This is a genomic window from Sphingobacterium puteale (genome assembly GCF_003627955.1).
Taxonomy (GTDB): domain Bacteria; phylum Bacteroidota; class Bacteroidia; order Sphingobacteriales; family Sphingobacteriaceae; genus Sphingobacterium; species Sphingobacterium puteale.
This window is the reverse complement of record NZ_RBWS01000009.1, coordinates 36041-51115: the sequence shown is the minus strand read 5'-3', so window position 1 is coordinate 51115 and position 15075 is coordinate 36041. Positions and strand designations below refer to the sequence as shown.

Genomic DNA, 15075 nt, shown 5'->3' with positions numbered 1-15075 from the left:
TCTGTGCGTCAACAGCTTGTAGCTGGAGAAAATCCCCAAGTGGGTGAATTGATAATAAAAGAATAAAAACAGATGAAATCTATAATTAAACTTTGTTGTGCCACAGGCCTATTGCTTGGTTTATTTTCCTGCAAAAACACGAGTCAGTCGAGTTTACCCATTTACGGCGAACGTGAAGCCGTCGAGAAAACCGTTGACGGAAAGCAAGTCGTAGATACTGTCTATCATACCATCCCGGCGTTTAAATTTTTAAATCAAGATAGTGTGATGATCTCAGACCGGAATTTTGAGGGCAAAGTATACATTGCCAACTTCTTTTTCACCCATTGTCCGAGTATATGCCCAACAATGAACCGTAATCTATTGAAGATCTACACGCAATATAAAGACAACGATGCCGTCCGCTTTTTGTCCCATAGCATAGATTTCAAATATGATCAACCCTATGTACTAAAAGATTACGCAAATAAGCTTGGTGTGAGCAATGACCACTGGCAATTTGTTTCAGGCACAAAAGCTGACATATATGGCATCGCCAACCAATACCTTGTGTATACGGCAGAAGATAAAAATGCCCCCGGGGGTTACGACCACCAAGGCTACCTGGTCTTAATTGACAAGGATAAACGCATCCGTGGTGCTTATGACGGGACAAATGACGAGCAGGTAAAAAAGCTGATGGATGACCTACCAAAGTTGTTGAACGAAGCTAAAAACTAATATGCGCGCGCTTTTTACGACCTGTTTTATCATTGGCGCTCTCCTATTGGTGCTCATCGGCTGTCAGAATGAAGTTGACATCAGAACAGCACAGTATAGCGTCAATGGTCAAAAAGTGTATATTACACATTGTCAGAATTGCCATGGCGAAAAGGGCGAAGGATTAGGAAACCTGTATCCCCCACTGACCGATGTCAAATTTCTGGAAAAAAATCGGCAAAAACTTGCCTGCATGATCAAGTACGGGGCTACCGGAGAATTGGAAGTCGCAGGAAAGAAATTCAATGCTACCATGCCGGCCTCAAATCTTTCGGCGATTGATATCGCCTACGTACTGACCTACATCAACACAAAAATCAATAAAGGCAAGGATATCTTTCCCTTGGCGGAAGTAGAAAAACAGTTAAAAAACTGCCAATAAAAAAGGAACTTTAAAAGTTCCTTTTTTTATGTCCTGCCTGCAGAATATACCTCAAGTTAAGCGACTAAAAAATAATTGCCCGAAGCCAAAACAATTTAAATCTTTTTTCCTTATTGTATTATTGATCCAAATTGTTTAGCTTTTATTGATTTATAACAATAATCTGACATTTTGCATTCAAATTAATTGTTAATTTTGCACCCGAATGAACGTTCGATTGATGCATACAAATGAAAAAATAGCAGCAGTCTTTGCTGCCACACTTAAACTGATCCATACCAACGGCTTCCATGGGACGCCCATGAGTAAAATTGCACAGGAGTCGGAAGTAGCGATAGGTACAATCTATCACTATTTTCCTTCTAAAGATGATCTGATCTTTGCGCTTTTCAAACATTGTCGGTCGTTACTGAATAATTACATTTTTGATGGCATCAAAGAGGACTTTGACTACAAAGCGTCATTTTTTCATGTGTGGCGCAATTTTGTCAAGTTCTATTTAGAAAATGCCCAGATCTTTAGCTTTTTTGAACAGTTTTTTTCTTCACCATATTATGAAAAGAATAAAGCTGAAATACAAGAACCTGTAGGTGGCCAAAATAAAGTCCTGGATTTTTTGCAGGAAGGCATTGATAAAAAGATTCTAAAACAAGTAAATGTCCACCTGTTGGTGGCTAGTTATATCGGGGTAGCTTTGTCTACGGTACACAGCATTAAATTCAAAGATCTCCCTTTCTCCGAACAAAATCTGAAGGAGCTGATGGAAATTATCTGGGATGGTGCTGTCAATAGAAATAATAATAATTAATTAGATATATGAAGTTCAATAAAATCGTTTATTCCTTAGCGACCCTGTCGCTTCTGAGTAATACAGGATTTGCACAACAGCAATCTGAAAACTTGCCGCCAAATGCGACGCTTCAGCAGCTGATAGATTATGCTTTGCGGAATAAGATTTCGGTCAAACAAGCAGAACTCGATGAGTCCATAGGTGAAAAAGATATAGATATTTCGCTTTCTGGCTGGTATCCGCAACTTGGTCTGACGGGCAATTTCAATCACAATGTGAAATTACCAACCATGTTTTTCAATGGTGCTAATATTCCAATGGGGACTAAAAATAGTAGCGCTTTAACGTTGCAGGCAGACCAACAGATTTTAAATCCTGCATTAATGCAAGCGAAAAAAGGTGCTGAACTGCTCCGTCTGAGTAACAAACAGAACACGGAGAGTCAAAAAATTGACGCAGTCGTCGATGTGAGCAAAGCTTACTATGATATTCTGACTTCTGAAGAACAGATTAAAATCGTACAGGAAAATATTGCGCGTCTGCAAAAGCAATACAATGATGCCCATTCGCGCTATGATGTCGGTGTAGTCGATAAGACCGACTACAAACGTGCTCAGATTGCCCTCGCAAATGCCAGAGCAGATGAAAAACGTACCGTTGAGCTCCGTAAGTATAAATATGACTATCTAAAACAGCTGCTTGCCTTGGATAAAGGGCAAAACCTGACACTTTCTTTCAATAATACGAATATGGAAGGACAGGTTTTATTGGATACGACTGCAGGCATCAATGTTACAAATCGTATTGAATTCCAACAATTGCAAACTTCCAAAAAAATTCAGGAATTAAATACCCAATATTATAAGTGGACGTATCTTCCCAACATCAGTGTTTTTTATAACTATGCATTTAATTATAGAAATAACAGCTTTGGCAAATTGTACAATGATAATATCCCGAGTTCTGTTGCAGGTCTGAACTTATCGTTACCTATTTTTCAAGGGTTCAAACGCAAGCACCAAATTAACAAGTCGAAATTGCAGGAAGAACGTATCGATTGGGACATCAAGAATTTGGAAAATACGGTCAATACACAATATTCGATGGCCAGAGCAACTTATAACGCTAATCTAAATGACTGGAAAACAGCGCAGGAAAATGTTGTCCTTTCCAAAGAAGTTTATGAAACCATCAAACTGCAGTATGATGAAGGTATTAAAACATACTTGGATCTCATGACTGCGGAGACAGATCTTAAAACAACACAATTAAACTATTTGAATGCCCTTTATGCGCTATTGTCAAGTAAACTGGATGTTCAAAAAGCAATTGGAGCGATCCAAACTAATTAATCAATTCAAACGGAAACTAATACAAATCATGAATAAAAGACAATTATTATTCGCTTTCTTCCTTGGGACGGCTTTAGTATGGACCTCTTGTGGAAATAAAGATGCAAAAAAGCAAGGTGCAGCACAGGCTCAGGCTGAGAAGGTTGTTCCTGTTACCTTTGGCGCAGCATCACATGAGATTGTTACGGGAACAATAAGTTATCCCGCAACAGTCAAACCGTTGAACGAAGCAGACCTATTTGCCGAAGTAAGCGGTTATATTACCAAAATATATGTTTCGGATGGTGCTGTGGTCTCTAAAGGACAAGCTTTGTATGAAATTGACGGAACACGTTATAATGCTGCTGTACAACAGGCCAAAGCAAGCCTGCAAGTAGCACAGACCGACCTTGACCGTCAAAAAAGAGATTTGGCACGTTACCAGACATTGGCTGACAAAGATGCGATCGCCAAACAAGTATTTGACAATGCAGTATCCGCTGTCGCTTCATCACAGGCGCAGGTAGAATCTGCCCGTGCAGCGTTGGTTACGGCGAGTACAAACTTGTCACGTTCTACGATACGCGCACCATTTTCAGGAACTGTAGGTATATCGCAAGTACGGTTAGGTGCTTTGGTCAACCCAGGAACTACCCTATTGAACACTTTATCTTCAACAAGTCCTATTGCCATTGAGTTTCAGGTCAATGAAAAAGATATCAGCAAATTTGTTCAAATGCAGAGCAGCCGCTCTTCATCGGACCTTTCACTTCTATTGCCAGACGGAAGCACGTATGAAGGAAAAGGCAATATAACAACAATTGACCGCGCTGTTGATCCAGCAACAGGAACAATTAAAGTCCGGGCTACCTTCCCCAACAATTCCAATGTGTTAAGAGCTGGTATGAACATTACGATGAATGTTTCTACGACTTCGGCAAACGAAGAAATCGTTGTGCCTTACAAGGCAGTTTTTGAGCAATTGGGGGTATTCAATTTATATGCCGTTAATGATAGCAGTAAAGCAGAAATCCGTCAGGTAAAATTAGGCATTAAAGCCGGTGACAAAGTCGTCATTAAAGAAGGTGTCAAAGATGGTGAAAAAATCATTGTTGATGGTGCCATGAACGTCCAAAATGGTGTTAAAGTTGTCGACGCTGCCATTGCCGCCCAACAAGCTGCAAAAGGCGCTCCACAAGGAAAATAACAACATTAATTTTTAAGAGAATCTAAAAAATATAGAATGATTTCAGAAGTATTTATTAAGAGGCCAGTTACCGCAATCGTTATTTCGATATTGATTTCAATTATCGGGATTATTGCTGTTTCTACGTTGCCAATTAGCCAGTATCCTTCTATTGCACCTCCAACTGTAACGGTAACAGCCAATTACACAGGAGCAGATGCACAGACGGTTGAACAGACCGTGACGACTCTGATCGAGAGTCAGATCAATGGTACCCCTGGTATGATTTATATGTCGTCAAATAGTACTTCAAATGGTCAAGCAACAATTACTGTCACATTTGAAGTAGGTACTGATATTGATATTGCAACCCTAGACGTACAAAACCGTGTCGGGATAGCCGAACCCGCCCTTCCAGAAGCTGTTAGACGTCTGGGAATCACAACCCGTAAAGCCAATAACGATATCTTGATGTTGGTAGCTTTGACGTCGCCCAAAGGAACTAGGGATGAAAATTTCCTGGCCAATTACAACAACTTGTATGTCAAAGATGCGTTACTACGTGTCAAAGGTGTCGGTGATGTAACGGCCTTCGGTCAACCCTTCTCCATGCGTGTATGGTTAGATGCTAACAAGCTAGCCAATTTGAGCATGACTCCTGCAGACGTCTCTACTGCGATTGCTGAGCAAAATTCCCGTATACCGGGTGGTAGCGTCGGTGGACGCCCACAAGAGTCTTCAACTGTATTTGAATATCCCGTTATTACGGATAGTGACCTATCAAACCCAGAGGACTTTGAAAATATCGTCGTTAAGACCAACAAAGATGGGTCTATCGTACTTTTAAAGGACGTTGCGCGTGTTGAATTAGGCCAATTCAGTTATGGTACATCATCTACTGTAAATGGCATGACCTCATCTGCGATGATGATCAACCAAACGCCAGGTGGAAATGCCGTAGAATCTGCAGAAGGTATTGTTGCAGCTTTGGAAAAACTAAAACAATCTTTCCCAACCGACGTCGATTACACCATTAGTTATGAGACCGTTTCTGTGGTAAATGCATCTATTTCCTCGGTTATCCATACCTTGGTTGAAGCATTGATCCTGGTAACTGTTGTGGTTTTCTTCTTCCTACAAAGCTGGAGAGCAACTTTGATCCCTGTTCTGGCGATTCCTGTATCGATTATTGGTACATTCATCTTCTTCCTGATGTTTGGTTTCTCTGTGAACAACTTGACCATGCTTGCCTTTGTACTGGCCATCGGTATTGTGGTGGATGATGCCATCGTTGTAGTGGAAGCCGTGCAGCACTATATCGACCATTATAAGCTGGACGCAAAAGAAGCAACACGCCGTGCCATGGGTGATATTACGGCACCGGTTATCGCAATTGCCTTAATCTTGGCGGCAGTATTCGTTCCTGTAGGTTTTATCCCGGGGATGGTCGGTAAATTGTATCAACAATTTGCGATCACCATTGCGGTATCGGTTATGTTATCCGCATTCATTGCCCTTTCGTTGACACCAGCTTTATGTTCGATTCTATTGAAACCAACAGCTGTTCATGAGGGTGCTAAAGGTTTGAACAAGTTCTTCTACAAATTCAACGTATGGTTTGAAAAAGTAACGATCAGCTATTCAAGAGGTGTGAAACAATCCATAAAAAAAGCACCACTTGTATTGATTATCCTTTTATGTATTTTCATCGGTACCGGCTGGATGTTTACAACCAAGCCAACAGGATTTATTCCTTCCGAGGATGGTGGCGCCTTTTTTGCAGGTATTACGCTGCCGGAAGGTTCTTCTGCCGCACGTACAAACGAGGTACTTAAAGAGATTGAGGCCGATCTACATAAGACTTTTCCTGAAATTAAATATGTGACCGCGATCTCTGGTATCAATATCCTAAACCGTGCCTTCAAATCCAATGGTGCGACAGTTTTCGTTTCGCTCAAACCTTGGGAAACACGGACACGTACGGCCAGCGATATTGCCGGTATGATCATGGGTAAATACATGGGTTATACCAAAGCAAGGGTGTTAGCGGTAACACCACCAGCTATTCCGGGCTTAGGTACATCCGGAGGTTTCTCCTTGCAGGTACAAGATTTACAAACTGTAAATATCAAGGATTTCGAAGCTACAGTGGGTAAATTCCTCATGGCTGCCAACCAACGTCCAGAAATTGGAATGGCTTATACGATGTTTAATACCAATTCTCCAAACTACAAATTGGAAGTCAATCGTGAACAGGCAAAACGTATGGGAGTTCCGATATCAAGTATTTATTCGACAATATCGTCCTATTTGGGTAGTAGCTATGTTAATGACTTTACCAAGTATGGCCGTAGCTATCGTGTCGTTACACAAGCCGATATCCCTTATCGTATGAATATCGAAGACATCAACAAACTGTATGTCAACAATACAATGGGCAACCCGGTACCAATGGGTACGCTCGTTAAATATGAGCTAATAACGATGCCGTCGATCATCAACCACTACAATATCTTTAGAAGTATCGAGATCAATGGTAGCTCGGCTCCGGGATACTCTTCCGGGGATGCATTGAAAGCCTTACAGGAAGTTGCGGCACAGACTTTACCGGAAGGGTTTGATTACCAATTCTCCGGACTTTCACTACAGGAAATGCAGTCAGGATCAAAAACCATTCAGATCTTCGCTTTATGTATCCTGTTTGTATTCTTGCTGTTGGCGGCCCTGTACGAAAGCTGGTCAGTACCATTCTCTATCCTTCTATCGGTTCCTTTAGGGGTATTTGGAGCGATTTTGACCCTAACGTTGATACCATCTTTAGATAATAATATTTATGCGCAGATCGGTTTGGTAACCATTATCGGTCTGGCGGCCAAAAACGCGATCCTGATCGTGGAATTTGCCAAAGAACGGGTTGACATCGGAATGAATCTCTATGAGGCAACATTGGATGCTGTAAAATTGCGTTTACGTCCGATCATCATGACTTCTTTCGCCTTCATCCTGGGTATTATTCCATTGATGTTGTCCCACGGTGCCGGTGCCATCTCCCGCCAAACAATCGGCTGGACGGTATTCGGTGGTATGACCGCAGCAACACTTTTGGCAATCTTTATCGTTCCCGTCCTGTTCGTTGTGATTACACGAATGGCTTACGGTAAGAAAAAATTAGCTGAATTAGAAGCTAATTTCGATGAAGAAAAAGCAAAGAACTTAAGTGCACATTAAGCAAACAATGGTTTGCGGCATGCGGTACTAATTGAAATAGTATGCTTAAGCGGCCTTTCTTTCCGACGAAAGAAAGGCCGTTTGTTTTTTGCGCTTCCAATTATAATTTTTAATTTTACCGCACACGAACAAAAGCATATGTCACCTGAATCACAACGCAAATTTGAACAATTAAATCTTCTTGCCGAATCCTATGATGCCCTACTATTTGATGTCGATGGCACATTGGCGGACAACATGGATGCCCATAAACAAGCTTATAAGGCTGCCGCCAAACAATATGGCGTTGAGCTTGATGTCAATCTCATTGATGAAACTGCCGGCTGGCCTACGGTAGCCGTTGCTGCGGAAATCAGCAAACGGTACGGTGTCGACTTTGACCACGAGGAATTTTCCACACTTAAGTCTACGATATTTAGAGATGAATATGTTTTTAAAACAAAACCCGTTGATTATGTCGTTGAACATTTAAAGTACCAAAAGGGTAAAAAACATATTGCTGCGGTCTCTGGCGGAACAAGAACAACGTTGTCCATGACGCTGAATACGATCGGTGTATGGGATGATCTTGAAACGTTAGTCTGTGCGGGAGATACTCCAGAAGGTAAACCATCCCCGCAACCTTTTCTGCTCGCAGCTTCGCAGTTGAACATCGCTCCAGAAAAATGCTTAGTCTACGAAGACGGGGTTCCCGGCGTTGAAGGTGCTAAAGCCGCTGGAATGGGCTGGGTCCGCATAGATGAACTATAACAGGTTCAATGATCTCCTCAGTTTTTTGCTGACTGCTCAACTTCGGGAAGATGCTTTTTTTACGTTTTCGACTACTTTTTACTAGAAGCTGGTAATAATTTTCACACCACCATTGCTGTAATTCAGATCAGACGACCGCAAACCTCCAACGGGTAGTTTGTAATACGGTTCCACAGAGATGGAAAGTTTGCCGACTTTCTGTTTTCGTCCGACCGAGAAATTCACAAATCCATTCACACCTTTATCATCTACGTTCTTATCTGTGGATGTTTGTTTATACTCTTTATTGTTGGTTTCATAAATCGTAGCCCGTTCCTGATCCAGTACACCTACATAGGAAACCCCTACTGAGGTATAGAAATTTTTACTGATCGCATAACGGACATCAACAGGAATATCCACGGTTAAGATTTTACCGGAAACGCGTTCGTTACTTTTAGCATCTTTAGCATCCGCTGTGCGCATCACCAAAGGATTATTCAAACTACTGGGCTGCGAAAGATAACTTGGGGCATCGGCAACAAACGAATTGGAAGCCATCGCCGGTGTGATGGGCGTATTTCCTGACATCGCTCCATAATGCTGGATAGAAGCACCGGACCGGATACTGATCTTACTCGAAACATTATAAGCCAGGGCAACCCCGCCCCCGAGGGTGATGCTCTCTGAAGTAGAAGCCGGCGAGACAAATGCCCCCAGCTCCCATTTGCTGTCAAGGTCATTCCCGTTTCTCAGAGCGACAGCACTCTTCCGATTTCCCTGCTGCCCGGCATATAGCGCAGCAAGACGTGCAGCTTCAAGCTGTGTCTGTGTATAAGATGGAGCTGTATTTGAATTTGTTGATGCCACAGTTGAATTGGATGGCGCACCAACCTTTGTTGCCCCAGGGGTAGCCGACGAAGCAGCAATTGTAGGGTCATCCAGATTGATCTGTGCGGACAGGGTACTGTTTCGCAATTGCATGTTCTGCCCCACACCCAAAGCGGCAAGACTATTTGATATACGAATATTATTTCCGCTCACTGCTTTTCCATCAAATAAGACAAACCGTTGTTCTTGACTATCATCAGCAGAAAGACTTTCCACTTTCGAATAGGTAAACGGTCGATCACGCATCAGTTCCTGTTCACTCAATCCCTGTGCCCCGGTCACATCGGACAACGAACGTTGAATGGATTCCTTTAAATCTTTGTTGTCCGCGAGCACCTCGCTATCTTTCTGTTGCTGGGTTACAACCGGCGAAGATGGAATGACTACAGAATTATTTTTCAACCCCCAATAGCCCCCACCAAAACATAAAAGTACTGCGGCAGCCGCACTCCAATATTTCCATGCGGAAGAAGGTGGTGTTGCTACCTCATGCATTGATGCAAATTTTTCCCAGGAACCTTCCCGATAAGGTAGTTCATGGTCTTTTAATTGCCCAACGATCTCTTCTATCAATTCTTTTTTCTTATTGCCTTCCATGGTAACAACACTATTTATCTTATTTCTTGCACTACACCTGTATAGTCCAAGTATAATTTTCTCAGTTTTTGCTTTGCCCTTGTCAAGTACGTACGTGACGTACTATCCGGTATATTTAGCATTTGGGCGATTTCATCATGCGAATACCCCTCTATTTCATAGAGGTTAAAAATAGTTTTCTGAATTTCGGGAAGCTGGTCCAATAAGCTCAAAATCTCGTTTACCTCCAGGCGACTATCCAATTGCACCGATGGCGTATGCATATCCCCTTCAGCCATATCTTCAACCGAATACAACTGTTTTTTACTCCGCAGAAAGTCAATCGAGATATTTGCAGCAATTCGACCGATCCATGCCCGAAACGATTTTTCGAGGTTCTCCGCATCAATATCCCTATTGAAGGACTCCAATTTTCGAAAAATCCGGACAAAGCTCTCATTCACAAGTTCCTCGGCATCGACATCCTGTTTGACATAACGGATGATGATTGCCATCAGGTAGCCATAATATTTTTTATAGACAAAAGCCTTGCCGTCCTCGCGATTTCGCAAGCAACGTTCCAAGGCATCATGTAAAGATGATAGCTTCTTGTTATAAAAATATGACTGAATAATTCCCACTTAAACTATTTAAATATTAAGCTTCAAATAACGAAATAAAATTATAAAACTTAAAATCAAATAGTCGAATGTCCCCGCTTAATATCACTATTTAACTATTTTTCTTCTTTTAACGGTCGCCATTTGTATTTCGCTACAGCGCTTTTCAAAAAAAATCAATAAAAAGAATTGAAAAAAATGGCTATTTTTGCATGATTTTCACATTTTAAATATTATTCAGACCGAATGAGTACTGTATTATCCGAACAGGAACAACTTAGAAGACAGGCGATGCAATCGTTGTTGGATATGGGAATCGAGCCTTTTCCAGCGAATGAATTTGTCGTCAATGCACATGCTGCCGATATTTTAGAAAACTACGATAGAGATAAATTGAATTATAAGAACATTACCATTGCCGGCCGCATTATGAGCCGTCGCGTGATGGGAAGTGCTTCATTTTTTGAAATCCAAGATTCTACCGGCCGTATTCAAGCTTATATTAAGCGTGATGACGTATGCCCTGATGAAAATAAGGATCTCTACAATGTTGTTTTCAAAAAACTATTGGATATCGGAGATATCGTAGGTGTCAAAGGATATGTTTTCACGACACAGACTGAAGCTATTGCAGTACACGTGGAGGAACTTACGGTACTATCTAAATCCTTACGTCCCCTTCCAGTGGTTAAATCCGCTGAAGGCAAAACATTCGATGCCTTTACCGATCCGGAGCAACGTTACAGAATGCGCTATGTTGACTTAATTGTAAACCCTGCCAATAAGGATATATTTGTCAAACGCACCAAACTTTTTAATGCCATGCGTCAATTTTTTAACGACGCAGGCTATATGGAAGTCGAGACCCCCGTGCTACAATCTATACCGGGCGGTGCAGCAGCACGTCCATTTATCACCCATCACAATGCCTTAGATATTCCATTATATCTCCGCATTGCGAATGAGCTGTATTTAAAAAGACTGATCGTAGGTGGTTTTGACGGGGTGTACGAATTTTCCAAAAACTTCCGTAACGAAGGAATGGACCGCACGCATAATCCCGAATTTACGGCCATGGAAATCTATGTGGCTTACAAAGACTACAACTGGATGATGGATTTCACAGAACGCCTACTGGAACACTGTGCACTCGCTGTAAACGGTACCACACAAGCAACTTTTGGCGAACATAAAATTGATTTCAGGGCGCCATATAAGCGTATTTCAATGACTGATTCCATCAAAGAATTTACAGGATTTGATATCACTGGCAAAACCGAAGAAGAAATCCGTGTGGCCGCAAAAGGTATGGGTATCGACGTAAACGAAACAATGGGTAAAGGCAAATTGATCGACGAGATCTTTGGTGCGAAATGTGAAGGTAATTACATCCAGCCAACATTTATCACCGACTATCCAAAAGAGATGTCACCATTGACCAAAAAACATCGCGATAATCCGGATTTAACTGAACGTTTCGAGCTAATGGTCTGTGGCAAAGAGATTGCCAATGCTTACTCCGAATTGAATGACCCAATTGATCAACGCGAACGTTTTGAAGATCAATTGAAACTTTCAGAGAAGGGTGATGATGAAGCCATGTTTATTGACCAGGATTTCTTGCGCTCTTTGGAGTATGGTATGCCGCCTACTTCCGGTTTAGGAATAGGTATGGATCGCCTGATTATGTTTCTGACCAATAATGCTTCTATTCAAGAAGTATTGTTCTTCCCGCAGATGCGTCCTGAAAAGGTAACCAAAGTTGCGGATGTGAAAGACTATGAAGAGCAAGGCATTCCTGCCGCTTGGGTACCGGCATTACAAAAAATGGGCTTTACAACCATCGAAGCCTTAAAAGAAGCCAACCCAAATAAGGTTTTTAATGATCTTGGCGGTATGCGTAAAAAACTAAAACTAGACATAACTATGCCGAGTAAAGACGAAGTGCTGGCTTGGTTTAACTAATACAATGACTCTAACAGCGACGGACTAACATCCGTCGCTGTTATTTAGGGTATCCCCTCATATACCTACAGGGTCGTACCTAAATATCCAGATCAATAATACCGAAAATCCCCGATTAAGAAACAGTGATCCATCTCATTTACCATCCAACGCAAACATGCGCCTGATCGTGATCGGCTATATTTTTATTACAAAAACCTTAGCCCCAAAAGGGCAATCTAAATTGTAAACATTTTCTATATTTACGTATCTTGAATTAAAATAGCGTTAGCGTATGAAGAGCATACTTGCCCTTGACGGAGGTGGTATTCGAGGGATTATCCCAGCTATGATACTCGTGGCATTGGAGGAAAAATTACAAAAAAAAACAATGGATCCCAATGCGCGGATCGCCTCTTATTTTGACTTTATTGCCGGCACGAGCAGTGGCGGAATTCTTACAAGCATCTTATTGTTCCCCGACGAAGGAGATCCTACGCACCCCAAGTTTTCAGCACGCGATGCTTTAAATCTATTTGTCAACCACGGGACAGAAATCTTCCACACCTCCAAATGGCGCCGTTTTCTGGGTGAATTCGGTCTGGTGAGCGAATTGTATTCTTCGGCCGCCCTGTCGAATGTGCTGGACAAATATTTTCAAAATGCGCGGTTAAGCCACCTGATCAAGCCCTGCATTATCACTGCCTATAACATCGAACTCCGTAAAAATCATTTTTTTAGACAACAGAAAGCAATCACCCATGGCGAAGCGCGGGACTTTTACCTAAAAGATGTCTGCAAAGCGACTTCGGCAGCCCCGACCTTCTTTCCCGTTGCCGAAATCTATTCCATATCCAATACCAGATATCCGCTCATAGATGGTGGAGTGTTTGCACAGAATCCCTCCATCTGTGGCTTGCTTGAGGTGTTAAAAGCCTTTAACAGTACACAGATCAACGATATGTTTATGGTTTCCTTGGGCACCGGGGTATCAAAGACAGCCTACAATTACGAACACTTCAAGAAAAAGCTTGCCATTCAGATCGGCCCCGCGCTTGTGGACATCATGACGAGCGCCTCTTCTGAAAGTACCGAATTTTTTATCAAGCAATTATTTAGAAGCAATGGGAAACAGCAGAATTACGTTCGTCTGGAGCCAGCAAATCTATCCAGTATCAATGCTTCCCTTGATGCGGCCTCACCAAACAATATCCAAAAACTCATCTCCTTATCGGATAAACTGATCAGTGAACATGAGGATACACTGGATTATATCATTGAACACCTCATCAAAGAAAAGAATCAGAATAAGAAGAAAAATCCTTGGAGCCAGTTGATGGATAAATTCTAAAAGGTTACTTTTACGCATATTTAAATCTATTATGGCATTAAACTACGTATGGGTTGCATTTTTTTTAATCACATTTGCCGTAGCCCTGGTAAAACTTATCTTTTTCGGAGATACCGAAATCTTCCAACAAATTGTCAATTCCATCTTTGACAGCGCTAAAACCGGAGCTGAAATATCCTTGGGCCTAGTCGGGATGATGACTTTCGCACTAGGAATCATGAAAATTGGTGAGAAAGGCGGCATGATCAATATCTTCGCAAAAATCGTAGGCCCTTTTTTCCATAAATTATTTCCCGAAATCCCTAAGAACCACCCCGCTCTTGGATCTATTCTAATGAATTTTTCTGCCAATGCGCTGGGGCTGGATAATGCAGCAACACCTTTGGGGCTTAAGGCGATGAAGGAACTCCAGGAACTGAATCCCAATAAGGAAACGGCGACAAATGCACAGATTATGTTCATCGTGCTCAATGCATCCAGCCTTACCTTATTACCGATTTCAATTATGGCTTACCGCAAGGAAGCAGGTGCGCCGGATCCTTCCGACGTCTTCCTTCCGATTTTGATCGCAACCTTCTTTTCGACTTTAGTGGCTTTGATCCTTGTAGCCCTTTATCAGAAAATAAACCTATTCAACCGTGTTGTTTTAGGCTATTTAGGTGCCATGGGTTTATTTATCGGTGGATTATTATATTATTTCTCGGGACTACAACAAGCCGAAATAGAGATCTTCAGCAAAGTATTTGGCAATGTGATCCTGTTTAGCCTCTTCACTTCTTTTATAGGTTTGGCACTTTTTCGCAAAGTCAATGTCTACGATTCTTTTATTGAAGGTGCTAAAGAAGGATTTGAAGTTTCTGTCAAAATTATTCCTTATCTGGTGGCCATGCTGGTGGGCATTGCTGTTTTTAGAGCTTCAGGAACAATGGATTATATGGTTGCCGGAATATCCAAAGGTATAGCCTTATGTGGTTTAGATACTTCCTTTGTTGATGCCCTGCCGGTTGCCTTTATGAAACCGCTCAGTGGGTCCGGTGCGCGCGGCCTGATGGTTGACTTAATGAATGCCAAAGGGCCTATGGACTTTGCAGCACGTGTCGCCTGTGTCATTCAAGGTTCCACAGAAACAACTTTTTACGTACTGGCAGTCTACTTTGGCGCCGTGGGTATAAAACGGACAAGACATGCGCTGCCTTGTGCCTTATTAGCTGAATTGGCGGGCGTGATTGCGGCTATTATTATATCCTATATTTTTTTTAAATAGCATTTTACAAGCATTGCTTAAGTT

General features: G+C 41.9%; 12 protein-coding genes. 10 read left to right on the top strand and 2 right to left on the bottom strand.

The window, feature by feature from the left end:
- Positions 1 to 72: 72 nt before the first annotated feature.
- The 7 genes from D7322_RS12795 to D7322_RS12765 all read left to right on the top strand — a co-directional run bounded on the left by D7322_RS12795 (position 73) and on the right by D7322_RS12765 (position 8426).
- Positions 73 to 720, top strand: a complete 648-nt coding sequence (locus D7322_RS12795) for an SCO family protein (RefSeq protein ID WP_121124589.1) — start codon at positions 73 to 75, stop codon at positions 718 to 720.
- Position 721: 1 nt separating this feature from the next.
- A complete protein-coding gene (locus D7322_RS12790; protein ID WP_121124588.1) occupies positions 722 to 1141 on the top strand; it encodes a c-type cytochrome in 420 nt (139 codons plus the stop codon).
- A 220-nt stretch (positions 1142 to 1361) separates the two neighbouring features.
- The gene (locus tag D7322_RS12785; RefSeq protein ID WP_183078690.1) at positions 1362 to 1949 is read left to right on the top strand and encodes a TetR/AcrR family transcriptional regulator; all 588 of its coding nucleotides are present in this window, start codon (positions 1362 to 1364) and stop codon (positions 1947 to 1949) included.
- An 8-nt stretch (positions 1950 to 1957) separates the two neighbouring features.
- Positions 1958 to 3283, top strand: coding sequence for a TolC family protein (locus D7322_RS12780; RefSeq protein WP_121124586.1), 1326 nt, complete (start codon positions 1958 to 1960; stop codon positions 3281 to 3283).
- Between the two features lie 28 nt (positions 3284 to 3311).
- Positions 3312 to 4469: an efflux RND transporter periplasmic adaptor subunit gene (locus D7322_RS12775; protein ID WP_121124873.1), complete on the top strand. Its 1158-nt coding sequence runs from the start codon at positions 3312 to 3314 to the stop codon at positions 4467 to 4469.
- Between the two features lie 36 nt (positions 4470 to 4505).
- The gene (locus D7322_RS12770) at positions 4506 to 7676 is read left to right on the top strand and encodes an efflux RND transporter permease subunit (RefSeq protein WP_121124585.1); all 3171 of its coding nucleotides are present in this window, start codon (positions 4506 to 4508) and stop codon (positions 7674 to 7676) included.
- A gap of 138 nt (positions 7677 to 7814) precedes the next feature.
- The gene (locus D7322_RS12765; RefSeq protein WP_121124584.1) at positions 7815 to 8426 is read left to right on the top strand and encodes an HAD family hydrolase; all 612 of its coding nucleotides are present in this window, start codon (positions 7815 to 7817) and stop codon (positions 8424 to 8426) included.
- An 81-nt stretch (positions 8427 to 8507) separates the two neighbouring features.
- On the opposite strand, the gene D7322_RS12760 is transcribed toward D7322_RS12765, so the two are convergent.
- Together D7322_RS12760 and D7322_RS12755 are read right to left on the bottom strand one after the other, a co-directional pair.
- Positions 8508 to 9893, bottom strand: coding sequence for a hypothetical protein (locus tag D7322_RS12760; protein ID WP_121124583.1), 1386 nt, complete (start codon positions 9891 to 9893; stop codon positions 8508 to 8510).
- Between the two features lie 14 nt (positions 9894 to 9907).
- On the bottom strand, positions 9908 to 10513 hold the full coding sequence (locus D7322_RS12755) for an RNA polymerase sigma factor (RefSeq protein ID WP_104382096.1): 606 nt from the start codon (positions 10511 to 10513) through the stop codon (positions 9908 to 9910).
- 225 nt (positions 10514 to 10738) lie between these two features.
- Here D7322_RS12755 and lysS point away from each other — a divergent pair, with 225 nt between their 5' ends.
- The 3 genes from lysS to D7322_RS12740 all read left to right on the top strand — a co-directional run bounded on the left by lysS (position 10739) and on the right by D7322_RS12740 (position 15051).
- On the top strand, positions 10739 to 12457 hold the full coding sequence (gene lysS / locus D7322_RS12750; RefSeq protein WP_108631896.1) for a lysine--tRNA ligase: 1719 nt from the start codon (positions 10739 to 10741) through the stop codon (positions 12455 to 12457).
- Positions 12458 to 12731: 274 nt separating this feature from the next.
- Positions 12732 to 13787 carry a patatin-like phospholipase family protein gene (locus D7322_RS12745; RefSeq protein ID WP_121124582.1) on the top strand — a complete coding sequence of 352 codons (1056 nt, stop codon included), beginning with the start codon at positions 12732 to 12734 and terminating at the stop codon, positions 13785 to 13787.
- A gap of 31 nt (positions 13788 to 13818) precedes the next feature.
- Positions 13819 to 15051: a nucleoside recognition domain-containing protein gene (locus D7322_RS12740; RefSeq protein WP_108631898.1), complete on the top strand. Its 1233-nt coding sequence runs from the start codon at positions 13819 to 13821 to the stop codon at positions 15049 to 15051.
- Positions 15052 to 15075: the final 24 nt, after the last annotated feature.